This is a genomic window from Crateriforma spongiae (assembly GCF_012290005.1).
GTDB lineage: Bacteria > Planctomycetota > Planctomycetia > Pirellulales > Pirellulaceae > Crateriforma > Crateriforma spongiae.
Genome location: NZ_JAAXMS010000001.1, coordinates 1,066,421 through 1,092,007, shown reverse-complemented (window position 1 = coordinate 1,092,007; position 25,587 = coordinate 1,066,421). Strand labels below are relative to the sequence as shown.

12 protein-coding genes are annotated in these 25,587 nt (G+C 59.2%); 11 read left to right on the top strand and 1 reads right to left on the bottom strand.

The features are described 5' to 3' along the window. Positions 1-128: 128 nt before the first annotated feature. Positions 129-4,925: an Ig-like domain-containing protein gene (locus HFP54_RS04080; protein WP_168564117.1), complete on the bottom strand. Its 4,797-nt coding sequence runs from the start codon at positions 4,923-4,925 to the stop codon at positions 129-131. 920 nt (positions 4,926-5,845) lie between these two features. Between HFP54_RS04080 and HFP54_RS04075 the strand changes: the two genes are divergently transcribed. The 11 genes from HFP54_RS04075 to HFP54_RS04025 all read left to right on the top strand — a co-directional run bounded on the left by HFP54_RS04075 (position 5,846) and on the right by HFP54_RS04025 (position 25,587). After that, positions 5,846-6,565, top strand: coding sequence for a PIG-L family deacetylase (locus HFP54_RS04075; protein WP_168564116.1), 720 nt, complete (start codon positions 5,846-5,848; stop codon positions 6,563-6,565). A gap of 220 nt (positions 6,566-6,785) precedes the next feature. After that, positions 6,786-8,546: a GspE/PulE family protein gene (locus tag HFP54_RS04070; RefSeq protein ID WP_146412775.1), complete on the top strand. Its 1,761-nt coding sequence runs from the start codon at positions 6,786-6,788 to the stop codon at positions 8,544-8,546. 386 nt (positions 8,547-8,932) lie between these two features. Continuing rightward, the gene (locus HFP54_RS04065) at positions 8,933-10,042 is read left to right on the top strand and encodes a type IV pilus twitching motility protein PilT (RefSeq protein ID WP_146412773.1); all 1,110 of its coding nucleotides are present in this window, start codon (positions 8,933-8,935) and stop codon (positions 10,040-10,042) included. 54 nt (positions 10,043-10,096) lie between these two features. After that, complete coding sequence (locus tag HFP54_RS04060; protein ID WP_146412771.1) at positions 10,097-11,809, top strand: GspE/PulE family protein; 1,713 nt, start codon at positions 10,097-10,099, stop codon at positions 11,807-11,809. Positions 11,810-11,884: 75 nt separating this feature from the next. Then, positions 11,885-12,316 (top strand): four helix bundle protein, encoded by a 432-nt coding sequence (locus HFP54_RS04055; protein ID WP_168564115.1) that lies wholly within the window; start codon positions 11,885-11,887, stop codon positions 12,314-12,316. An 80-nt stretch (positions 12,317-12,396) separates the two neighbouring features. Then, positions 12,397-13,833 carry a type II secretion system F family protein gene (locus HFP54_RS04050; protein WP_146412767.1) on the top strand — a complete coding sequence of 479 codons (1,437 nt, stop codon included), beginning with the start codon at positions 12,397-12,399 and terminating at the stop codon, positions 13,831-13,833. A gap of 89 nt (positions 13,834-13,922) precedes the next feature. Further along, positions 13,923-15,119 carry a prepilin-type N-terminal cleavage/methylation domain-containing protein gene (locus HFP54_RS25160; RefSeq protein ID WP_206035973.1) on the top strand — a complete coding sequence of 399 codons (1,197 nt, stop codon included), beginning with the start codon at positions 13,923-13,925 and terminating at the stop codon, positions 15,117-15,119. A 72-nt stretch (positions 15,120-15,191) separates the two neighbouring features. Beyond that, positions 15,192-16,544, top strand: coding sequence for a prepilin-type N-terminal cleavage/methylation domain-containing protein (locus HFP54_RS04040; RefSeq protein WP_168564114.1), 1,353 nt, complete (start codon positions 15,192-15,194; stop codon positions 16,542-16,544). After that, the gene (locus HFP54_RS04035; RefSeq protein ID WP_168564113.1) at positions 16,541-17,929 is read left to right on the top strand and encodes a pilus assembly FimT family protein; all 1,389 of its coding nucleotides are present in this window, start codon (positions 16,541-16,543) and stop codon (positions 17,927-17,929) included. Before HFP54_RS04040 ends, HFP54_RS04035 begins: the two co-directional genes overlap by 4 nt. Continuing rightward, a complete protein-coding gene (locus tag HFP54_RS04030; protein ID WP_168564112.1) occupies positions 17,929-19,380 on the top strand; it encodes a type IV pilus modification PilV family protein in 1,452 nt (483 codons plus the stop codon). The genes HFP54_RS04035 and HFP54_RS04030 overlap by 1 nt, the downstream gene beginning before the upstream one ends. Positions 19,381-19,539: 159 nt before the next feature. Continuing rightward, the gene (locus HFP54_RS04025; protein ID WP_168564111.1) at positions 19,540-25,587 is read left to right on the top strand and encodes a hypothetical protein; all 6,048 of its coding nucleotides are present in this window, start codon (positions 19,540-19,542) and stop codon (positions 25,585-25,587) included.

Genomic DNA, 25,587 nt, shown 5'->3' with positions numbered 1-25,587 from the left:
TGCCTAAGACAGCATTCAGCCACGCCGATTCGGTCGACCAAATCGGACGTTCAGGTCACGTCATCGCCTCATGCGAAGTCGCACCGCGGTGCGCCGGGGCAATCAGGCGGACACGCCAAAGGACACCGTTACGACGACAACGCCGCGTCAACGGCATCGGCCGAAAGATCGTCGTCGGGTTCGGCCAACTGATCCGCAGCGGACGACAGCAGGCTTAAACGTGACGCCACCTGCGGCATCGATGCGTCGACCTGTTGGGCGTCCATGCTGTCGCCGACGACGTTGGTATCGGCATCCGAACCGACGCCGCTTGCGTCTTGTTGTGGCGTTTGATCGACCGATACCGGTGAAGCAGCGGGAACGACCGCGTCCACTTGAGTCACCGCTGCGACGACGGGTGATTCACCCTCAGCCGCCTGGTCATTGGACAACACGGATTGGCCGGTTGCCGCCGCTGCTTCGCCTTCGGCCGTCGACGCGGTGCCCGCCGAGGCGACTTCGGTGAAGCTGACATCGGTCGGTTCGACGCTGATTTTCAGCAGCCGCAAATCACCGACTTGACCGCGAACTTCGACACGGTTGCCGGATTGAACGTTCAACGTCGCCTGCACATCGGCGTCTTGATCGTCTTTCCCGGTGACGGTCACCTGAGTTCCGTCGTTGCTTAGTTGCACATCCGGATCAGAAACATCTCCGGTGTCTTGACTGGTTTGCATGAAGACGGGTTCTTCGCCGGGGCTGACCGCCGCAACGATCGACCGTCGTGCCGCACCGCCGAACCAATCCCGGATCGAAAGGTATTGCGGACGCAGACGTCCCAAGTCGGCCTCTAGTGCCGCATCGCCGTCCTCCGGTGCACTGTTTAGTTCCAACTCAATCGGCTGGCCACCCTTTTGCAAGAACGGAACCGCGGGGATCATGATTTTGTAGTCACCGGGCAATTGGTCGGCGAAGACGAATTGGCCATTGGCGTCCTGGGTTGCGGCGACATCCACGGCAGCACCCAAGTCGTCGGTGCCCACCAATCGAACGCCATGCAATACGCCGGGGATGGCTGACGACAGTGCGAACGAAAAATCACGCAGCTCGTAATCGGACACCGTCACCGTCAGTGCCGCCGTGCTGGTGGCGCCCGATGGATCGCTGACGGTGAACGTGAACGTGTCATCGCCGGTGAAATCGCCGGCCGGCGGCGTGTACAGGATTTGATCACCCGCGGTGCTGATGCGAACCGTTCCGCCCTGGGACGTGGTTCCGGTCGCGGTGAATTGCAACGTTTCACCGCTGTCAACGTTGGTCGGCAAATCGGCAACGGTCAGCACGACGGATTCGCCGGCGGATCGCAACACGTCGGCCGTCGCATCGGCCGCGGGCGGTGGATCGTTCACGCCGGTCACCGTGAAGGTCACCGTTCCGACGGCAAGCCCGCCGCCGGTGTCACGAATGGTGTACTGGACCGTTTCGGTACCGACGAAATTGGCGGCCGGTTGGTACCGCAGTTCGCCATCGGTGCCGACCGAAGCGGTTCCACCGTTGGACGGTGTGGCGACTTCGAGCAGTTCGAAGGCCTGGTTCTCACTGTCACGCGTATCGTTGGCCAAGATATCGAACGACGCCTCGGCTGCGTCTTCGGTCACCGTAAAGGCATCGTTGACCGCGACCGGCGGTTCGTCGCCCGGGTTCACCGTCACGCTGACGGTCACCGGAACGGTCGCTTCGCCGTCGCTGAGGGTGTAGGTGAAGGTATCGACGCCGGTGAAGTCGGCCGGCGGTGTGTACAACACCGATTTGCCGTCGCTGGCAACGGTCACCGTGCCGCCGTTTGACGTGGTCCCGACGCCGGTGACCGTCAGTTCTTCGCCCGTATCCGGTGCGATGCTGTCGTTGTCCAAGACGTCCAGATCATTCAACACCGTCCCCTGATCGACGGTGAAGGTATCCGGCGCCCCGAGCGGCGGATCATTCACGTCTTCCACGGTCACCGTCACGGTCGCATCGTCTTGAACCCCATCGCTGTTGGCCACGCGATAGCTGAAGACGACTTCGCCGACGAAGTCCGCGGTGGGCGTGAAGATCAATTCGCCGTTGCTGATCGATACCGCGCCGCCGGTGGTCGGCTGAGTGACCGAGACGATCGTCAGCGTGGTGCCGGCGACCGCGGTGTCGTTGTCCAAGACGTCCAGCGTGTTGGATGTGCTGTCTTCGTCCACGGTGAACGTGTCATCAACGACCGTAAAGTTCTGGTCGATCGCCAAGGAGATGTTGCCGTAAGCGACGCTGGCGGCCGGAATTCGTTCGTCGCTTAGATACAACAACGTTTCACTGCCCGAGTCGTCGGCCGGTTCACTGGTGATGTTGACCGTCCCGCTGGCGATCGCTTCCATGCGGATGGTGGCGACAAGGCTTTCGCTTTCGTCACTGGGGACCGTGTTGGACTGGGCCGCACCAAGTTCGTCGATCAGCCCGCTGGCGAAAGTCCCGTCTTGGACGGTATTGAATCCGCTGCCGTACTGGATCGTCGCCCCGCTGACCGGTTGAATCAGATTGGCGTCAAACAAGATGTCGGCGAATGCTGCAAAGACCCCGCGTCGATCGATGCCGGGTCGCAAGTCCTGGCCGTACATCCGCAGCAAGAATTCTTCGCCACTGGCAACACTGGTGATGACGTTTCCGTCCAAGTCCGTGATTTCCAGTCGCACGCCCGCGACCGCTGGTTCGCTGACGGTGACACTGAAACTGTCATCGGTCGCGTTGCCGGCCAAGTCGGTCAGCCGGATGTCAAAGTCGACAGTTCCCACGTCGGCGGCCTGCGGATCCCAAGTGATTTGGCCCGTCGCCGGGTTGATGGTCGCGCCGGTGGGCGACGAGATCAACGAATAAACCAGCCCGCTGCCTTCTTCACTGCTGATCAGGTTGGTGATGTACTGCGTCCCGACGTTGGCCTGGGTCGTGGCCGTGTCGCCGACCGTCGCCGGGCCCGTGTTGTCGTAGGTCACCGTCAGGGTCGCACTGTTGCCGCTGCTGGAACCGCCGTTGCTACGCCGAGCCGCAAGCGTGTAACTGCCGTCGCCCAGCGCGGCGATGTTCGACGTCGTGATCGTGACCGTGCTGCCGGCGGCAACCGCCGAACCGATCACCGCATCGCCGTCGGTGTTGATGATTTCAACCGTGTCCCCCGATTCCACACCGGTGACGGTGAAGGACAACGTGCCCTCATTGGTCACGTTGTCACTGTCGCTGGATCCGCTGTCACTGGTGGCCAACAAGTCCAATCCCGTGGGTGCGGACAACTGCGATTCCACAAACTCGAACGTCACGACCTGGTTGTCACTGCCCGTTGCACCGGAGGCGGCCGCCACGGTCAAGTTGACATCCACGGTGCCGGTGAACCCCGAAGCAGGCGTCACTGTGACCAGACCGGTCGTCGAATCCACGTTCAGCGTCGCGTTGCCTTGGCCGCTGACGATCGAACCGCTGTACCGAACCGCGTCGCCTTCGACATCCACGGCCGACAACTGCAACTGGGCCGGCGTGTCGACTGCGGAGGTGACCGGGTCGTTGATGTCACCCAAGAATGGCTGTGAATCAGAACTGCTGCCCGTATCGGCGACCACCGTCACCGGAATCACTTCGCTGTGCGTGTTGCCGTCTTCGTCGGTGACCGTGATGGTGACATTGGTCGTTCCCGTCCCGCCGACCGCTTTGAACATCACGACGCTGTTTTCGGTGTCGGTAAAGACCGAAGCATCTTCGATCACGATGTCGGTCGTCGGGGCACCACCGCCCTGGCTGGCCGGCGGATCGGTTTCCATATTGCTGATCGCTTCACGGACGTCTTCGCCTTCGACCAACTGGCCAAAGATCGAGTGGTTGAAGTCCAGATGCCGTGTGTCAGTCTCGGTGATGAAGAACTGCGAATTGTTCGTATCGTCCGAGGTCTTGGCGAACGACAGGATCCCGTCACGGTTGTGCTGCAGATCGGGATGGAATTGGTCGTCGAAACTGCCCAAGGTCGATCCGCTGGTTCCCGTTCCGGTCGGGTCACCGGCCTGGATCACAAAGCCGTTGACCACGCGGTGAAAGATGATGCCGTCATAGAATCCAGATTCCGCCAAATCCGCAACGCGTCCGGCGGGAACCGGTGCCCGTTGTTCGAACAGCTCGAACACCATGTCACCAAACCCGGCAACATCCAAACGCAACGAACGGTTGCCCGAAATCACGGTCGCTTCGATCAAGGACGGATCTTCCACCGTGACCGTGGTCGTCAGCACGCTGCCGTCGGGATCGTAACCATCCACGACGACATGCAACGGCGATCCGATGCGAACCGTTTGTGAACCAATGGTCTCGAACGTCGGCGTTTCACTTTGCGGAATCGGCACGCCGCTGCGGGAGCTGATGGTCGTCAAATCCAAGACCCCGGTCGCCTCGGTGTCGTCGGGGAACCGCCAAGTTGGGAATTGTGAGATGCCCTCGGCGATGCCGATGCTGTTCAGCGTTCGGTCCGGATTGGTGACTTCGACAAAGGGCAGTTCGTCGCCACCGTCCTCGAACAATTCTTTCTGCTGGGTACAGGCCGGACACCAGGCGGCGCCGAAGAATTGCACGCCCGCGGCTTCCAGATTCTTCGCAAACTGAACCAGATCTGGCTCCGATTCACCTTCCGCCTGACCGGTCACCGCCAAGACATCGCTTTGTGCCGTCGCGGTGGCCCCCGCATCGGGCAACCCGTCGGCGTTGCCGTCGGTGAACATCATCTCCACGTCGCCGGCCATCAACTGCCGACGTTCCAGCATTTCCAACCGCAAGGGCCCACGGCTGGCCAAATCGCCATCGCCACGCGGCTGCTTCATCACGGCATCCTTGTGCGGGAAACCACCGGTCAGGCTGGCAATCAGTTGTCGAAGAGCGTTTCGCGACATACCTAGAATGTTCGTTCAGGGGTGTTGGGGGCGAATCGGTTTCCGTCGCACCGGACGGAGGTTTCATCGCTGCGGAACCGCAGACCATCGATTGTCGGGCACTCAAGTGCCCAGCGCTGAAGTCCGGTCGAGATTGGCCGGCAACCACCCTGCGGTGGCACGGTCGATCCCTTCGCGGACCGCAACCTTCATTGGCACCAGCTAAATCGCTGTGACAGCCAGGGCGGTTCGTGTAACGGGGTGTTTCGGCAAAGCATCGCGGCGGCGATGCGAAAAATCGTTATCACCGTCAAGGTTTGACAGGACCACGCGGTCTCAAAGGACGTCCTACGTAGAATCGCGTCACACCGGCCCATGTCCACGCAAACTGAAACCGAACTAACGATTTTTGCATGCTTTCCCCCATTGGGACGCGGCAGAAAGACCTTCGGTTCCACGACGGGCATCGGCTTTGCGAAATCCTCATCTGATGTTTCGGCGTCTGGGGGACGCTGCGTTCGTGGCGCTCGTCACGACTCGGCGACGATCGACCACCGCGGCTTGTCGGGTCCGTGCCGGTCATGCGAGACCTGGCTGGCAAGGGCGAAACGCCGGTCAGGGCACGAAAAAAGGCGAGGCCGATCCCGAAGGACCGACCCCGCCTCGCACGGGGGGACACTTATTATTCTCTCGTTGCTTCGTCATGGTGGCCCGTGCGTCGTGTCCCTCGCACACCACTAACGGTAGTCCGATTCCGTCCCGACGGACGCGCCATCAAGATGGTTTCTTCTCAATCCCATCCCAACCCCCGGTCGACTTTGACCAACACGACGGTTGTAGCGATCGCACCGACTTTGAATGAACGCGGACTTTGAAAGAACGCGATCGCGTCCCGTGTTGCCATACGACCGCTGCCGCGCCGCCCCTGCCAGGCCTTCGCCATGAATGATTCACCGCCGCTGGACGTCGTCGCCGTTGCCGCACACCCGGACGACGTGGAAGTCGCCTGTGGGGCAACGCTGGCCAAACTGGTTCGCCAAGGCTATCGCGTCGGGATCATCGATTTGACCGACGGTGAACCGACCCCCAATTGCCCATCGCCGGAAGTCCGGGCGGCCGAGGCCCGGGCGGCTGCCGAAACGCTGGGTGTGCAGGTCCGGATCCAGTTGGGGCTACCCAACCGCCGGCTGATGGACGGATTCGACGCTCGCGTCGCCCTGGCGAAACAATTCCGAATCCACCGTCCACGCATCGTCATCGGCTTTGGCGACGCCACCCCGACCGCTTCGCCGGACCACTGGCAAGCCAAACTGATCACCGACGCGGCGGTCTTTTACAGTCGGCTGACCAAGTGGGACCAGCATTTTGACGGCCTTCCCGTCCATGCGGTCCGCCGCCAGCTGTACTTTCGGCTGGCCTTGGAACCCGACACGATCGCCGGCCATTCCCATCACTTGCTGGTCGATGTGGCCGCAACGCTGCAACAGAAAATCGACGCCATTCTGTGTTACCAAAGCCAATTCGCCCACAAACCGGCGATCGAATCCCGCATCCGCGCCGCCGCCCTGGTCACCGGCAGCCTGGCAGGGGTCGATGCCGCCGAATCGTTCGTCGCCGTCCGTCCGGTGGCCGTCGACGATCTGGTCACCACCGTCCTGTAGACGAACCGGCCCGCCGCCGAACCGGCCCGCCGCCGAACCGGTACGCCGCCGAACCGGTACGCCGCCGAACCCGGGCCCTGTGGCGGGAATAGGGGCTGTAAAACTCGCTATCTGACGCCGGTCTGTTATCTTAGGACGTTGACGCGATCCATCCGCGACGCGTCTCTTTTCCGTCCACTCTCTTGCTCCACTCTCTCTTTCCGGGACGAAGACAAACACGATGAGCCAAGCCGCCATGGACTTTACCCATCTGCTGATCAAACGCGGCATCATCAGTGCCGAGCAGCTGGCCGAAGCGGAACAGATCGCCAAGGATACCGATCAAGACGTCGGCGACGTGTTGGTAAAGTCGGAATATGCCGCCCCCGAGGACGTCGCTCGAGCGCTGGCGGATTTCCACAAGATCCCCTTTGTCGACCTTCGCGAAACACGGATCCCGGAAAACGTCATCGAACTGGTCCCCGAATCGGTGGCCCGTGAAAACACGGTCATCCCGTACAGCGAAGAAGACGGGGCGCTGCAAATCCTGATCGCAGACCCGTTCGACTTGGAAACGATCGAAAAGCTGCGTTTCATCCTGAACCGAAAGATCGAAACCGCGATCGCCCCGCGGGAATCGATCAACGGAGCGATCAACCAGTATTACGGCCAGGTCGAAGGTGAATCGGCCGACAGTATGCTGCAGGAATTCACCGACACGGCCATCGACTTCACCGAAACCGAGGGTGAAGACGGCGGTGGCGGGGAAGAAGTCGTCGACGACGGCAGCGCACCGGTCATCCGGCTGGTCAACCTGATGATCCAAGAAGCGGTCCAATTGCGGGCCAGCGACATCCACGTCGAACCCTTCGAAGACAGGGTTCGAATCCGTTATCGAATTGACGGCGTTTGTGTGGAAAGGGAAAACGCCCCCCGGCGGATGCTGTCGGCCATCATCGCCCGCATCAAAATCCTGTCGAAGATCGACATCAGCGAAAAGCGACGCCCCACCGACGGGCGGATCAAGATCACCGTTGGCGACAAGCAGCTTGACTTGCGGGTCAGCATTATCCCGACCAACCACGGCCAGTCGTGCGTGATGCGGCTGCTGGACAAGGACAACATCAAGGTCGGCGTCCGCCAGCTGGGCCTGTCCCAGCGCGACTATCGCAATTTCAACGGCCTGATCCGCCGGCCCAACGGGATCGTCCTGGTGACCGGCCCGACGGGATCGGGGAAGACCACGACACTGTACGCCGCCCTGAACGCGCTGAACCGCCCGGACCGCAAAATCATCACCGCCGAAGACCCGGTGGAGTATTACCTGCCGGGGATCAACCAGGTGGAAGTCCGGCACAGCATCGGACTGGACTTTGCCCGCATCATTCGCGCGATGCTGCGTCAGGCACCCAACATCATCCTGGTCGGCGAAATGCGGGATCACGAGACCGCATCAATGGGAATCCAGGCGTCACTGACGGGACACTTGGTTTTCAGTACACTGCACACGAACGATGCGCCCAGTGCCATCAGTCGGATGGTGGACATCGGTGTACCTGGCTACATGGTCGCCAGCAGCGTCATCGCCGTGCTGGCCCAGCGGCTGGTGCGGACGATTTGCCCAAGATGCAAGACCCGATGGACGCCGCCGGAAAGCCTGATCGCCGACAGCGGATTGCCGCCCGAAATGGTCAAGCAGGCGGAATTCGCCAAGGGCAAGGGCTGCACCTACTGTGGCAAGTCGGGCTACCGCGGACGCGTCGGCATCTATGAACTGATGCTGATCAACAACAAGCTTCGCGAGATGATGTTCAAGGGCTCCGCGACCAATGAAATCCGGGAACTTGCGATCGAAAACGGCATGTCCACGCTCTACGCCGACGGCATGCTGAAGGTGATTCGCGGGATCACCAGCTTCGAAGAGGTCTACCGAGTCGCCAAGCGAACCGAACAGGAACAGTTGGCCATGAGCCACATCGTCAAAGACCTGGATTCGCTGTAACAGCCAGCTCAGACCCGGCACCGACGCAACGCCGCTGACCACCCAACGCACAGGGTGACCACAGCACCCCAAAAGAACCGGGCGCGGCCAAGCGGACGCCACGCAACTGCACCGAACCGCCCGAATGGGCGGGTTCATAAATCCGCACCTAACCCGCGTGAAACCGGCGGGTTTCTTTGAAAAGCGGAATTTTGCTGCGATAATGGCTGTCAGACGGGCGAACCCGCCGGCTAGTGCGGCGGAATTCCCCTTCACACCCTTTTCACTTTTCCCCGCCTTCCCTTGGCCAACGCCGTCGGGTCACCCGCCCAGGCCAAATTGACGGGGCTATTGCTAATCCCGAACGGCCCGGACGGCCGCTTCACCGCCCAAAGAGACGAATCGTCATGGCAACCGTGTTGATCGACAAACTGTTGCAGGCCGCCATCAAGCAAGGCGTCAGCGACATTCACATCGTCGTCGGTCAACCGCCCGTGTTTCGCTTGCACGGCCGGATGCGGAAACTGGAAACCAAAACACTGGACGCCGAAGACGCCGTCGCGCTGATGAAAAGCATCACGCCGGAACGGTGCCAACGGGAACTGCAAGAAACGGGAAGCACGGACTTCGGGTTCGCGTTCGGCGAATTGGCACGTTTCCGGGTTTCGGTGTTCAAACAACGCGGCTTCATTTCGATGGTGCTGCGTCAAATCCCCAACGACAAGCTGACCCCCGAACAACTGGGATTGCCCGAGAGCGTTGTCAAACTGGTGCACCGCCCGCGGGGTCTTTTCCTGGTGACCGGACCGACCGGTTCGGGGAAATCAACAACGCTGGCTTCGCTGATTCACCTGCTGAACGAAACCGTCGACCACCACATCATCACGATCGAAGACCCGATCGAGTTCTATCACGACCACATCAAGAGCACGATCAATCAGCGGGAAGTCGGCGTGGACGTGCCGAGTTTCTCCGAAGCGATTCGGCGGGCGTTGCGGCAAGACCCCGACGTGATTCTGGTCGGCGAGCTTCGTGACCTGGAAACGATCGAAGCGGCGATCAGCGCGGCGGAAACGGGGCACATCGTGTTCGGCACGCTGCACACCAACAGTGCCCAGGGCACGGTCAACCGAATCATCGACGCGTTCCCCGGGAACCTGCAGGACCAGATCCGAACCCAGCTGGCCAGTTCGCTGATCGGCGTGGTCGCCCAAACCCTGTTGCCCCGAATCGGCGGCGGTCGCTGTGCGGCTTACGAAGTCTTGGTGGTCACCCCCGGGGTGTCGAACCTGATCCGTGAAAACAAGACCTTCCGTATCAACAGCTCGATCCAGACCGGAGCGAAATTCGGCATGCAGCTGATGGACGACGCTTTGTTCAACCATTGGAAATCGGAAAAGGTCACCGTCGAAGACGCCTTGGCCAAAGCCCACCGTCCGGACGACTTGGCCCGCCGCATCGTCCAGGCTCGCAAGGGTCTTGGCGACGAAGCGATGCCCGTCGGCGAAGACGATTGAACGACACCTTTGAAACATTCCCACACGCTATTTCGCTAACCGCTAATCGCCCCCATGGCCACACGCCGCATCGGACAGATCCTTGTCGACCTCGGTTTCATGACCGACGAACAACTGGAATCCGTCCTCGCCGAACAGGAACAACAACCCGGCGCTCTGTTCGGCAAGGTCGCCGAAGAAATGACGTTGATCACCGACGAGCAGCTTGCCCAAGCGCTCGCCGAACAAATGGGCATGCAAACGGTGTCGCTGGGCGATGCCAATTTGGCCCCGGAGGTGTTGGAAAAGATCTCCGAAACCATGGCGCAACTGTACCGCGTCATCCCGGTCGCCTTTGAAGACGACCGGCTGACCGTGGCCACGTGCGATCCGCAAAACTTGACGATCCAAGACGAATTGCGGACGTTCCTGGGCATAGAAATCGGCATGGTCGTGGCCACCGAACACGACGTGCTGCAAGCGATCGAAAAGTACTACGACAGCGAATCGGAAAGCGTTGAAAAACTGGTCGCCGAACTGGCCGAAGACGAAGAACTCAAGGCGTCGATTAACGCGCTGGACAACGAAAAGTTCAACATCACCGATGCCGAGGCGTTGGCCGATTCGGCGCCGGTCCGAAAGCTGTTGAACATGGTGTTGTTGCTGGCCATCAAGGACCACGCCAGCGACATCCACTTTGAACCGTTCGAAGACGAATTCCGGATTCGGATCAAGGCCGAAGGCGTGCTGTACGAAATGGTCCCGCCGCCGCGTCACTTGGCGTTCGCGATCACGACACGGATCAAAGTGATGGCGGACTTGGACATCGCCGAACGCCGCATGCCCCAAGACGGCCGAATCGAATTGATGGTCGGTGGTCACCCGGTCGACCTTCGCGTCAGCGTGTTGCCGACGATCTTCGGCGAAAGCGTCGTCATGCGGGTGCTGGACCGCAGCGTCGTGAACCTGTCCCTGGACAACGTGGGGATGGACGAAGCGACGATCGCGAATTTTCGCAAAGCGATCGACCGCCCCAACGGCATCGTGCTGGTGACCGGCCCCACGGGTTCGGGAAAAACGACCACGCTGTATTCGGCGTTGACCGAACTGAACGACATCAAAGACAAATTGATCACAACCGAGGACCCGGTCGAATACGACATCGACGGCATCATTCAGATCCCGATCGACAGCGCCGTGGGCGTCACGTTCGCAAGCTGTCTGCGGGCCATCCTGCGGCAAGACCCCGACACGATCCTGGTCGGCGAAATCCGTGATTTGGAGACGGCCGAAATCGCCATCCAAGCTTCGCTGACCGGTCACTTGGTCTTCAGCACGTTGCACACCAACAGTGCCCCCGCCACGGTGACACGACTGAAAGACATGGGCATCCAAGCGTTCATGATTTGCGCGACGGTCGAAGCGATCCTGGCCCAACGCTTGGTGCGGCGAATCTGTTCGAAGTGTCGCGAGGAAACCGATGTCAGCAATGAGTTGCTACGTGACCTGGGGATGACCCGCGAAGCGGTGGACGGGACGACGTTTTACAAGGGTGTCGGGTGCGAACAGTGCAACAACACCGGGTACAAAGGCCGCGTGGCTTTGTTCGAATTGATGCTGCTGAACGACACCATCCGTGAAATGGTTTTGGGCAACGCGTCGACCGACGAGATCCGCGACGAAGCGGCCCGCAACGGCATGATCCCGCTACGCGATTACGGCATGAACATGGCGTCCCAAGGCATCACCACCCTGGACGAAGTCCTCCGCGAGACGGTGGAGGAGTAAGGCCTGCCGGGTTACCTGGAAAACAGGTCACAGGCAGCGTCCCCGGACGGTCCGGCGAGAAGATTGACGGACACGATGGCCCAAACCTACGAAGACTTAGAAGTATGGAAACGCGCATGCCGTTTAGCGGTTTGCGTGTACCAAGCGTTTGATCGAAAACAGCCGTGGGGTCTGCAAGACCAGATGCAGCGTTCGGCCGTTTCGATCGCATCCAACATTGCCGAAGGCTACGAACGAACCACCAAAGATTTCATTCGCTTTCTGACCATCGCCAAGGGTTCCGTCGCCGAATTGCGGACTCAGGCTTTGATCGCCGGAAAGGTCAACGAGTTGAAATCAGAACAAGCCAAACACATCGCGGACGAAGCGAAGGTTTTGTCCAAGATGCTGCAGTCATTGATCCAATACCGATCCACGCAGATTCGGGAATCTGCAGAAAACTACGCGTTTTCACCGGGTGACGGATCTTTGCGGACTTCATCCGGCGACAGCCCGGAACAGTCTTGAATCAAGCCGGCATGACTAAATGTCATCTGCCCGTGAACCAGTAACCTGACGACCTTTTCCCTTCTTCGCGAAGCGAAGTCATGCCTACCTATCAATTCGAAGCGATGGACGCGACCGGACAAGAGATCCGGGACGAAATCGATGCGGCCAACGAAGAAGAAGCCCAGACCACCATCCGTCAGATGGGCTACTTCGTCACCAAGATCGCCGTCAAAAAACAGACGGCGACCACGGCGGCGGGCGCGAAGAAAAAACGCCCCTTCGCCATCGGTGGCGGTGGTACGAAACACATCTGTGCGTTCACACGTCAGTTGTCGATCCTTCAAGATGCCGGTCTGCCGATCCTGCGCAGCCTGAAAATCTTGGAAGGCAACGCCAAACCGGGCAAACTGAAAAACGCCTTGATGGACGTCTGTGACGAAATCGAAGGCGGGGCAACGCTCAGCGAAGCGATGTCCAAATGCCCCAAAGTGTTTTCGCGGCTGTACGTCAACATGATCAAAGCCGGTGAGGCCGGTGGTGCACTGGAGTTGATCCTTCAGCGTCTGGCCGACTTCCTGGAACGCGCCGAATCCTTGAAGCGAAAGGTCAAAGGGGCGTTGATCTATCCGGTCATCGTCGTCTTGGTCGCGATCGCGATTCTGTCGTTTATCATGGTCTTCATCGTTCCGACGTTCGAAGAGATGTTCGAGGAATTCGGGTTGTCGTTGCCGACACCGACGATCCTGTTGATCGCGATGAGCAATTACATCAAGGACTATTGGTTCCTGTTGTTCGCGCTTCCGATCTGTTTGCTGATCGTGCTGAAGCTGTTACGAAAATTCCGGCACGGTCGCATGGGATTCGACATGTTCATCATTCGGGTCCCGATTTTCGGTGCTCTGATCGAAAAGAACATCATGGCCCGGACCACGCGAACCTTGGGCACCCTGGTCAGCAGCGGTGTGCCGATTTTGGAAGCGATCAACATCACCCGGGAAACCGCCGGCAACGCGATGTTCGAACGCCTGTTTTCACAGGTCAACGATTCGATTCGCGAAGGGGAAGTGATCAGTAAACCCTTGAAGGAATACAGCGTGCTGGGCTTTCACCCGATGACGCTGGTCTTTTGGATCATCTTCGGCGCTTTCCCCGGCGTGTTCCTGTTGTCGATCGCGGTGACCGCCAAAGGCACCAAGCTGGATGACGGCACGATGGTCCAATCATTGTTCAGCTGGGGCGGCCAATTGTTTGTCGGCGGTGCGGCGTTGGCCGGCCTGTTTTACCTGACGAAGATCAAGAGCCGCGTCGTCGATGACTTGGTCGTCAACATGGTCGACGTCGGCGAAGAAACCGGCGAACTGGACACGATGCTTTACAAGGTCGCCGACACGTACGACGAAGAAGTCCGCGTCATGACCGACGGCCTGACCGCTCTGATGGAACCGTTGATGATCGTGTTCCTGGGGCTGGCGGTTGGTTTCATCGTCATCAGTCTGTTCATGCCCTTGGTCGAATTGATCAGTGGTTTGACTTGATCCTTTTCCATCCAACCAACGCCGAAGACGGCGAAGCTTTTCACGACTCTTACACGACTCACGGACACGAGCCGACACGGGTAGCCTTCATGTCAACAACGCAAGTTCATCACGACGCCTCTTCGCCGGATCGTCACATCGATCCAGCGGCCCGCCAATCACTGGCGGCTCGGCACGGGTTCACCCTGGTGGAAATCCTGGTCGTGATTGTGATCATCGGCATCTTGGCCGGGATCGCGATTCCTGCGGTCACCAATGTGATCGCCACCGGTCGCGAAACGGCTTTGAAAGTCGAAATCACGCAATTGGCCGACTCGGTGGAACAATACAACTTGAAGTACGGCGATTACCCGCCGGACATGAGCAGCTGGACGATCGCCCAGCGACACCTGAAGAAAGCCTTCCCGCGAATGTCGCAACGCGACCTGACGCTGCTTTACAACATGTGTCACGACGGCAACGGCCGCTTCAACCCCGCCGCGATCGATCGCAGCGAAGCGTTGGTTTTGTTCTTGGGTGGATTCAGCGACGACGCAGCCTATCCATTGACCGGAGCCGGTGGACCTTTTGAATGTCGCTTGGCACAAAACAATGCGGCATACACGACGACCACGAACGTTGCCGACTTTCAATACAACGTTTCGCGCAACGATGCACTGTTCGAATTCGACGTCGCACGTTTGACCATCAACGCGGCCGCAGCCGAAACCGGTGGTCAAGTGAATTCGACCGACGACGGTGACTTGATCCCCGCCTATCAGATGGATGGTCGCGCCGCACCGTTCGTCTACTTCGAATCGCGAACCTATGGCGGCATTCCTGACGCCGTATCGACGTTGGTCGCCGGTGCCAATCCATACAACGGGTATTACAACCCCGATTTTGGTGGCGTCCGTCCGTACAAGACGAACGTGCCCGTTTCGCCGACCGGCAGCGGATGGGGCACCGAACCGGATGCGTCGCTGAAAAGTTGGAAGTTCGCAAACGACAAGTCATTCCAGATCATCGCGGCTGGTACCGACGACACGTTCGGCACGCTGATCCGCATGCCCATGACGGCGGCACAAAACACCGTGGCCGCCAACGATTTGCCCGCGTACTTCATCGAAAAGACGGGCAAGGCGATGACGATCAACAGCAACGCGACGTCGCCTCAGCAAACTTTGATCACCGGTATGGACGGCTTCCAAGAAGACGGTGCCGTCAACGGATCCGAAGGCAACGCCCATTTGGACAACATCACCAACTTCAGCTCCCGAACACTGGAAAGCGATTTGGAAACCTGATCGGCCCGCGGCGCGGTGCCAACGCCGTTGGCGCGCCCGACCCAACCGATCCCTCTTTTCTTGTCGACTGTCATGCTTGTCTTGTTCAAACCACGACCGATCCGCCTGCGACGCTGGCGGCAACGACCACGATCGGCGTTCACGCTGGTGGAAATCATGGTCGTGCTGGTCGTCGGCGGCCTGCTGTTGGGCATGGGTGCTTCGATGATGGCCACCGCACGCCGGTCATCACGCATCGCTCGGACCCAAGCCGTCATCAGCGTCGTGGATGGCGTCATCCGTCAACGACTGGATGAATTGAATTCGCTGCCGTTGCCGCTGGAACATAACGTTGCTCGGACCACCCAGCGGATCCCATCGATTCCGGCCGATGAAGCCGAGCGGGTTCGTCTGCAGATGCGGCGCGACGCGATTCGCATGTACCTGCCGGATCGATACAGCGACCTGATTCGCATCACTGACAATCGGGTGACCAACGCCACCAACGATCCGTTCTTCGTCTTAAGTCCCGATCTGACATCCGACCGCAACAAGGATGGTCAGCCGGACGAATGGATCAGCGGTGTCTGGACCGACCCAGTCACCATTGCGGGCCCCGTCCGAGTGTCCGATCGACAACCTGACGGCACCTTTATCCCAAGCGTGACGGTCGCACGTTACAGCTGGTGGAACGACACCGACAACGATTTTCGGACGGAAAACCACAACGTTCCTGGCCAGTTGTCGGCTTACCGCGCACGTATCCCACGGATCGTCCCGAACAACCAACTCGGGTTCACGACATCATGGAGCCCGGCCAACAGCCCGGCCGAATGTTTGTACCTGATCATGTCGACGACGTTCATCAGCGGCACGTCTGCGATCGAAATGCTTCCACGCGGCCACGTCGAAGACACCGACGGTGACGGAGTGCCGGAAATCGTCGACGCCTGGGGTGTCCCACTGGGGTTCATCCGCTGGCCGGTCGGTTACGTCGAACCGGCTAACCCGGCCCCGCCGACAGTGTTGGCCAACGTGGAACCGGAGGAGTACGACGTGTTCCGTGCCGACTTTGCGTATGCGGAAAACGCTTCTTCGGCGGTGAACGCTCAGCCGCTGCCTCGATCGCTTCAACCACTGGTTGTCTCGGCGGGTCCGGACGGAGTGTTTGATCTGCGGTTCTTTCAGACCCGCAGCGACAACAACAATTTCGATGTGATTTATCCGTTGGAAACCTGGCCCAACACTCAAGCATGGGTTGGTAATCAAACGGCCGGCCGACCACAGAACTTCTTTTACGTTGATCCGTTCCTGCGACAGTCGCTGGTCCAAAACAACGGCGCCGCAGGTGCAATCGGGGGCGTTTTTGACACCGACGGTGACGGATCCTTCGAAGGTCTGTCGGACAACATCACCAACCACGGTCTGACGGGAGACGCCCAATGAGTATCCACGCGTCACGACCGAAGCACCGACGTGCATTCACGTTGGTCGAAATCATGGTGGTCATGGTCTTGTTGATGCTGTTGGCCGGCATCGGTTTGCCCGCCATCAAGCAAACGCTGAAAGACCAAAAAGAATCACAAACCTCACGGCAGGTCGTCGCCTATCTGACGACCGCACGGGATCGTGCGATCGCCACCGGACGTCCGGTCGGCGTGGTGATCGAACGAGCGGGCACGACCGATCCGTTCGCCAGGTCATACAGCACGCGTCTTCGCATGACCAACGGGGTGCCGTCCTATGGCGGTGAATCCCCCGACACCCGGTGCGTGATCATTCATGATGATTTCGTCTTCAGCACGCCGCAGGTCGCCAACAGCAATAGCACCACCCGCACCGGTCAATTCAACGCTTGCCTGTTTCGCCAGGAAGAAAACCCGTTGCTACGGCTCAGTGCGCAAGTGCTGAACGATGGCGACTCGACCAATGACGGCGCGGCACCGATCAAAGCCGGCGATCTGATCAGTTTCGAAGGCAGCCGCCCGGTTCGCATCATGGCGATCGGTTTCAGTGACGCCAACGATCTGGATTTGGCCAGCTATGGGGCGATCACGCCGCCATGGAATCGAAACAATTTGAACTATCCCAAGTGGAACGCGTTGCCGCTGCCGGCATTGCCCACCGACGACCGACCTTACATCAAGATCCGATTTGATTCGCGAAGCTTTGTTGAAATCGGTGGTGGCGCATTCCCGACCTTTGAGTTGCCGACCGGTGCCGTCAACGCAACGGCCGACAACACTTGGCGGGCCTCGCGTTTTCAGATTTTCCGCCAGCCATCGCCGTCGCAAACTTCGCCGATGAACTTGATGAAGGGCATGGCGATCGACCTGAATTTTTCGGGCACGGCAACCTATTCAGGCGGCCTGCCCGCGGGCATCGAATTTTCGCCTTACTTCATCGACGCCACCGCGGGCAACGTGGCGATGAATTCGACCGACCCGAACAACCCGATCACTTTCCTGAACATCGCGATCGTTTTCGCCCCCGACGGCAGCGTCCAGTCGGTCGGGTCCGCCATGCCCGGTGCGGCCCCCTACGCGTTCAACGAGCGACGTCCGACCGGCCAGATCTTTTTCTTGTTGGGCAAGACCGACGGCATCCGCCCGGACGCCCCGTTTTCCACCGAGGACCGCGCGGTGTCCAACATTCTGGACGGCGATAGCGTTTGGATCGTGATCAACCCCAGCAACGGCAACGTCGCGGTATCCCCGATCGCGTCAACGCGACCGGTCGATCCGAATCTGACCATCGAACAAAACATGGCCAACGCGGCTTTGGTGGCCCGAACGTACGCCTTCAACTCCGACACGTTGGAGGACCTGTAATGAGTGATTTCAAACTTTTCCGCAGACACGCCGGTGGTCGCGACAGGCAGGGTGTGACCTTGGTCGAAGTCGCTTTCGCCATGGGCATCATCTTGATCGGGCTGGTCGGGTTGGTATCGATCCTGCCAATCGCCGGCCGGCAAGCCAAAGATGCGGTCAGCCTGAACAATGCGACCTCGCTGGCCAACGCCGCTTTGGCCGAATTTCAAGCACGCAACTACGGCCAACCGGGACGCTGGGTGTTGCAACCAGATTTCGCCAAACTGGGATCAATGGTTCCAGAGTATTCCGACGGTGGACAACGTTTTGCGATTCTGGAAAACACCCCGACCTTCTTGAACGACCTGATGCACCCCGATTACCAGCGACGTCCGGGACGGGGGCAAGATCCGACGCTTTGGCAGGGCGTCGGCAACATGAACCTGAGCAGCAACTCGGTTTGTATCGACCCACTGTTTGTCGCCGACCCAAACGGGTATTTGCCCTACAACGCCGCCAATTCGCCGGACGGAAAGTACGTCAGTTACTTCACCGCGGGAACCAACGGACACCGTCGAATACGATTCCCGTATTACAAAGCGAATTACAACCCGCTGGTGAACCCATCGTTGCCGGTGACGGCATCGAATCAGTGGCCACCGATGCCGCGTCTGACCCGTGTGACGATCAATCGTGGGGTCAGTACGGCGGGACAATTCATTTCGGGAACCGAAGCCAACTACCTTTCCGAATCGGGCAATGATCTGAATATCACCAAGCCCAAGGACCAAACACTGGCACCGATCATCGCGGGCGAAGCGATCACCGGTACGGTGATGACTTACGGCAAAGCACAAACCGAAGGCACCTACAGTTGGATCGCCACCGTTAACGAAATCCCCGGTGGTTCAACTTCATCGGTGTCCGTGGCCGTGATCGAAAATCGCGATCGCACTTTCTTCACTTATCCCAACGCGGGCCCCGAAGGCACGCTGAACGGCGTCTACGCCGATGCCCCCGAAGCAAACGCGACCGAAGAACGTGTGGCCTACGTCACCTACGCCGGCGGGTTTACCGGCGGCGCTGGCGGTACCGTGGAAATTGTGATGTCCACTTATGTGGATCCGACGATCATTCCCGGCCAATGGGTGATGATGTCACGCGATACCTTGCCCGGCATTCCCGGCGGCGAAGTTCACCGCTGGTTCCGAGTGGCGGGCGTCGTCGGCCAAACGACAAGTGGCGAACCCGATCGCATCATCTTCAACGATCCCGTGCACGGGACACCCTACGAAGTGTGGCATATGCGTTTGATGCTCGATGGCCCCGACTGGAGTTTCGGATTCGACTCTCTAGCCAATGATCTCATCGATACGCCGGGCCCGGCAGACGGTTTCGTCGACGACAACACGGTGATGACCCTGGTACGCGGAGTCGTTTCAGTGACCGAACGAACCATCCGCCGCCCCTAAGAACCATCGGATCGAAACGCAGGGCACCGCGGATCGATCCAGCTTTTCAAACTTTGATCTGTCGCGCACCGCACGGAACACGCGAACGTGACCGAACGCTGACGTTGCACACCGGCAACGAACGGCGAACGATCCCCCTCGGATCCCTCGGTGAACACCATGAACGGACCCACTTTGAAACGACAAACACGAAACATGACGCGATCGTTCCAATCGCGACCGGTTCGCCCCTGCGGTGACAACCGGCGGTCAGGAATCATCCTGTTGGTCGTGCTTAGCATGCTGGCCTTTCTGGGCATTCTGGTGGTGACCTATGTGACCTACACCAGCAGTTCGCGACAGTCGGCCTTCGGGATCGCGTCGCGTGAAATGCGCAAGACCGAACCGTCCGAAGACTTCAAAGATGCCGTCGCCACACTGATCCGTGGAACGTCCGATCCGCTGCATCCGATGTACGGGGAAGACTTACTGTCGGATTTGTACGGAATCACCGATGCGGTCCAGACCGCGGTGCGTGAAATCGATCAAACCGGACCGTTCAATGAATCCAGTGTCGCGGCGGATCGTCCAATGCACGTCGGCGGCGGCTTTGTCCGTATTCCGTTGTCGTTCTTTCAGCACAACGAAAACGGTATTCGCCAAGTCTTGAATCTGACCACGCCGAACCCGAACGATACTTGGGCAATGCCTTTGTTCGGCACCTATCCCGACGACCACGCAAACACACCGAACGAACAAATCAATCCACGCGACAGTGTCTTTGGTGTGGACGACTTCTTTTCCGGTCGCGTGTTGACCCTCGCATCGGGGCCCCTGGCTGGGAATTCGTTTCGCATCATTCGGTCCATCGGTTGGCGTCCCGATGCGGCCAACGATCGTTCGACTCGGTTGAGCGTTTACATCGCATTGGACCCGGACCTGCAGGTCGCATTGTCCGACGGCACTGAATTGACCGTCGGCGATCTGTTCAATTTTCCGAACGCTACGAATCCCGACCCCTACGCAGTTTCCGCGCTATTCTACGCCAGCACCACGCCCGGCTGGATGTCGACGCGACAATACGCCAACGCGGGTGCGGCTGGGGAAACCGGGTTTCGGCTTATCATCAACGGCCAGCCGATGAATGGTGGCGGTGTCGGATTCGACGGCAACAATGTCGATCAGGACACGCCAGTTCCGTATGCTGATTCGACCGCAGCGATTCCTGTTGCCTTCCAACCGCGAGCCGTGGATTCGAACCGTAATTTGTTCAATCCCAGTTTCCCGCGTCAGGGTCCATTGGCGGTCAAGTCCGCTGACATGGAATACTTGAATCAGGCGAACAATCAGTTCCGTATGGTTCAAGGCATCGACGGCGATTATGACGAATCGTATGACGCAGCCGATTTCCAAAACTGGTTCCTGTCACACACTTATGTCGACGGCAACGGACAACGTCGGATCATTCCGTCGTTTCACCGACCGGCGCTGATCAATTACATCGTCAATCAATACGATCTTTCCAGCGCCAGCCGAGCCGAACTGGAAACGATCGTGGAGGCGATTCGTCGGGCCACGTTCCGTCCGCTGTCGTTTGCACAGGGTCAATTCTCCGACGCCAACAACAACGTTTTGCCCAACGCGATCAATCCACAGTTCAACGGCGGTAATACGGATCCCGCGTTTTCAACGCCCTTGTTGGTTGACAGAGATGCTGGCTCGACCGGGTCCATTCCCCAAATGATCGGCTTGGACCAGCTGGTCAACGCCCTGGTCAACGGACCGTGGGATGTCGACAACGATGGTGACGGTGTTCCCGATAGCATTTGGGTGGACTTCGGACTTCCGACGAAGACTGCCCCTGATGGCCGGCTGATCAAACCGTTGGTCGCCCCGCTGATCGAAGACCTTTCGGCACGCTTGAATGTCAATGCCCACGGGACGATTGATTCGCCGGTGGATCTCAGTTCATCGGAGAACGAACCGTGGTTCGATCCAACCCCTCGGACCGGCAACAATGTGAATCGAGAGATTTATCGGGGCATTGGATTCGGGCCGGCGGAAATCGTTTTGCCCTATGGCAATGTGGTTCACGCCGATGCACAGGTGCTTGCCGGTGGAACGCAGTATTCGAACCTATTGACCGGCCGTTATCAGAATCGTCTGGGGATCGCTCCGGCATGGCCTTACGCGTACCCGGGATTGCAGGGCAATGACCTGCTGGACTCGCTGATCAATCGGCCACGTGTCGGTTCACGTTGGCTGGGGGCTGGCACCGGATTGTCGGCCGACCCGTTCGGGCGTGGTGGTTACGGACTTAGCCGCAGCGGCCGCCTGTTCGTCGCCGGTTCCGGAACGATTGTTCGCAACTATGACGCCGGTCCACCGGTCCGAACGCAGATCGACGAAAACATCGACGATCCCTACGAAATGGATCCCCGCGGCGTTCTGTCGGGCGACAACGCCTATCGGACCAAAGACATGGTGGGCTTGGCCGACCAGTCACTGTTCAGCCGCATGGAACAGATTTCGCGTCTGACGGGATTACCCGCATCGGCGGCCCGCAATTTGACGACCGTCAGCACCTCTCTGGACGTTCCGGCGGCACTGCCCCCGGAAGGATCGCGGTCACAGGGTGCACCGCTGGCACTGATGGAAATGCTGCTGCAGCGTTTGAACAGCGACGGCCGGATCAGCAGCGAAACCGATCTGCAGAACGAACAGGCGTACTTGGATGCGATCTTGCCGCGTGAACTGAAACTCGGCCAAAAACTGGACCTGAACCGCCCGTTCGGTAACGGCGTTGACGACGCCTTCGGTCAGCTGGCCGCCGATACGATCGAAAACGGACGTGGCTCGCGTTCCGGCGTGGACGATAACGCCAACGGCAGCACCGATGAAGCCAGCGAAGGCAACGGTGTCATCGATGAACCGCTGGAGGTCTATTACGAAACGCGGGCATACCCGAACGCGGGCAATGCGAACAACACCGCCACCTATCTTTCCAACGTCCGCCCCAGTGGCACCAACGGGATCGACGGTCCAAGCTACAACGTCGCGTTAGAAAACCCGCGAACGTTGTTGGCCCGAAACATCTACGTGTTGATGATGGCGATCACCGGCGACGGATACGATTTCCCGGTTGCCGATCAGGGCAACACCGATCCGGCGGAATACCGTGCACGTCGTTTGGCCCAATGGGCCGTGAACGTCGTCGATTATCGTGATCCCGATTCGATCATGACACCGTTCGTGTACGACCGAAATCCGCTGGACGGAAATTGGAACGTCACGTACGACACCGATGGCGACGGATATGCGAACATCGATTTCGACGGCAACACAGTCACGGGAAACCAACCGGCCAGCCCGATGGTTTGGGGCGTTGAAAGCCCCGACTTGCTGTTCAGCGAATCTTTGGCGCTGCACGACGTCCGAGTCCGCGACACCAAACAGGAAGGCGGCGGATCGGGATCCGACAAATCGGACACCCCTCCCGATCCCGATACCGACCAACTCCGAATCCCTCAAGGCTCGCTGTTCTTGGAATTGTTCAACCCGCGTCAACGTGTTTTGAACAACAACGACCAACAACACGCCCCGGGATTGCCGATGGAGTTGTATCGGTACCAGGGCGGCCAATATCGACTGGAACTGGACAAGACGGTCACCACGCCATCGACCAATGGTGTGGTCGAGGTTCCGGTTTGGCGAATCGCCATCAGCGAACCTCACTACGACGGCGCCAATTCGCCGAACGACCGCGAAATTTCACCGCAGTACATTCGTGACCAGATTCAATCGGGCACACTGAACCTTGCCGACAGCTATTCCTTTGACCCTGGGACGCCACGCAACCCGATCGGCACGCAGTACAACGACGGCAATTCGCAACACACCCAGAACTTCCGTCCTTTCGACGAGCTGAATCAAGACAACCGCCGGTTGAATCTGGAACGGTTCATCTTCTTCACGGATTACGGAAGCGTTGCCGAACTGGAAAACGTCACCCATGTCATGCCGTGGTTGACCGGTGACCCGAACCGTGTGGCCCGAGTGTTCTTCAATCGCAGCGGCAGCAACAACGCCCGCCTGCTGGGTGAACAATACCTGACGCTTGCACCACGACCGGTCACTTACTTGGGAAGCCAAGTGTCCAGTGGTGATGTCGCGCCCGCGGGGAACAGCCCCCAGCGATTCGAGATCAGCAATGCCAACCCGGTGATCGGACTGGCCCATTACAACTTTGACACGACTCCGCTGAACACGCCCAACACGACCAGTCTGTCTCAGCCCGGTTTATCGCTGATCATGGGGGCGTTCGCCGAACCGCTTGGCTGGCAAGCCACGGCGCGTCCGGTGCACGGCATTGGTCTGAACATCAGCGAACCGCTGCCGACACCGACGGGTTACTATCCCGAACCGACGGCGCAATACGATTCCAGCAACAGCACCGAATACCCATTGATCGATTCGTACATCGACTGGGATGACCCGATCAATGACCCGCCGCGTGACCAGCCGCTGGATCTGCTGCTGTCCAATGCCCCGGTGGGTGACCTGACTTTGGATTTGGCGACCAGCGCCAACCCGGCTGAACCGATGCTGGGCACGGTGAAAAACTATCGAACGGCATTTCTGCAGCGTTTGGCCGATCCGACACGTGCGTTTGATCGCGTGACGAATCCGTACATCACCATCGATCAAATGACCTTGGATTTGACCGTCTTCAGTGGCGAAGAAAGCGAATCCAATGTGGGTCCGCCGGCCGTGAATGGTAACGACGTGGACACGCGCTACCTTGCAGGCAGCCGCCAACGCACCGGTGTTCCATCCAACGGAACGGGTTCCCATGTTTTGTTTAGCTACACGGTGAACGATCCGGCCACGCTGCCCATCGATACCACCGCATCGACGTATTTCGCTTTCGCCGATTCCGACGGCGATACTAATCCAGAAGGCCTGGACCACACGTTCAACTTCTTGAACCTGGCGTTCGGCGACGTTCGCAATCCGGCGAACAGCAACGGTGTGGTGGCGGACGATGTGACCGTGGTTGAAACTGGTGCGAACAGCAATCGCGGGCTGCCGTTGACTCCGTTTGCGGTGCACGAATGGTTGAACCGCGACTTTGCGTCACCGATGGAAGTCATGATGGTGCCGGCGTGTTCGCAAGGCAGGTTGTTCGAGGAATTCACTCTGAATGACGCATCGGCAACCAACAGCCCGTACGATCCCAATGCATCATCGGATCCGCCGACGACCTTCCGTGCTCCGTTCGGGCATTTGCTGAACTTCTTCCAATCGGACGAAACCGAAGACGATGCTTCGCAGGCCCTTCGCATCTTTGATTTCGTGGCCACGCCGCCGCGTTACCGCGGTGAAATCGAATTCATCAATCCGGAACGCGTTCCCTACGTGCCCAATCCCAATTCGACGTTCTTGCATGCCCGGAAAAAACTGAGCGACTATCTGTTGCCACCGCACAACAAGATCTGGGACGGCCGCCGTCAGGGCCGTTTGAACCTCAACACGATTGGCGAATATCCGGTGTGGATGGGGTTGATGTTCAACCACCTGTCGTCAAGCGAACGGACACAAACGGCGCAAGGATCGACTCGCTATCAAGAGTTTTTGGAATCGCGACGCGGATACACGCCCGCCGGCGGAAATGCTTCACGAATCGTCGACACGACGACGTTACCGCCACAGATTCAATCGCAACCCTACAACTTCGATCCCAATTCGCTGACGGAAGATTCGCCGACACAGTTCGCCGGCATCTTCCGCACCAGCCTGGATGCCGATTTGGCGCCGACCCTATCGGGCGGCAACGCGAACGCACTTCGCAACCGAACACCGGCCGAAGGCACCATCGCGCGAGCCGGGGAAACGTCGGACTTTGACCCGCTGTTCACCCCCGACGGCGCCGGACCGGCCCACGCCGACCGCAGCCGCAGTTCGTTCATGGACCTGCATTCGCTGGTGCGGATTCCGAACTTGGTCAGCACCCAATCCCAGACCTTCATGGTGCGGATGACGATCGGCTATTTCGAAGTTGATAGTGCGACGTCGCAATTGGGCCAAGAATACAACGCCGACATCGGTCGCCAACGGCGTTACCGGGCGACCTATGTCATTGATCGATCGATCCCCGTCGGATTTGCCGGCCCGGGGACCGACATCAATGCTGCCAACACCGTGATCTATTCGCAGGTGGAGAAATGA

Bases quoted from the DNA above. Each gene is read 5' to 3' on its own strand.
- HFP54_RS04080 (WP_168564117.1), bottom strand. From the start codon at position 4,925: ATGTCGCGAAACGCTCTTCGACAACTGATTGCCAGCCTGACCGGTGGT.
- HFP54_RS04075 (WP_168564116.1), top strand. From the start codon at position 5,846: ATGAATGATTCACCGCCGCTGGACGTCGTCGCCGTTGCCGCACACCCG.
- HFP54_RS04070 (WP_146412775.1), top strand. From the start codon at position 6,786: ATGAGCCAAGCCGCCATGGACTTTACCCATCTGCTGATCAAACGCGGC.
- HFP54_RS04065 (WP_146412773.1), top strand. From the start codon at position 8,933: ATGGCAACCGTGTTGATCGACAAACTGTTGCAGGCCGCCATCAAGCAA.
- HFP54_RS04060 (WP_146412771.1), top strand. From the start codon at position 10,097: ATGGCCACACGCCGCATCGGACAGATCCTTGTCGACCTCGGTTTCATG.
- HFP54_RS04055 (WP_168564115.1), top strand. From the start codon at position 11,885: ATGGCCCAAACCTACGAAGACTTAGAAGTATGGAAACGCGCATGCCGT.
- HFP54_RS04050 (WP_146412767.1), top strand. From the start codon at position 12,397: ATGCCTACCTATCAATTCGAAGCGATGGACGCGACCGGACAAGAGATC.
- HFP54_RS25160 (WP_206035973.1), top strand. From the start codon at position 13,923: ATGTCAACAACGCAAGTTCATCACGACGCCTCTTCGCCGGATCGTCAC.
- HFP54_RS04040 (WP_168564114.1), top strand. From the start codon at position 15,192: ATGCTTGTCTTGTTCAAACCACGACCGATCCGCCTGCGACGCTGGCGG.
- HFP54_RS04035 (WP_168564113.1), top strand. From the start codon at position 16,541: ATGAGTATCCACGCGTCACGACCGAAGCACCGACGTGCATTCACGTTG.
- HFP54_RS04030 (WP_168564112.1), top strand. From the start codon at position 17,929: ATGAGTGATTTCAAACTTTTCCGCAGACACGCCGGTGGTCGCGACAGG.
- HFP54_RS04025 (WP_168564111.1), top strand. From the start codon at position 19,540: ATGAACGGACCCACTTTGAAACGACAAACACGAAACATGACGCGATCG.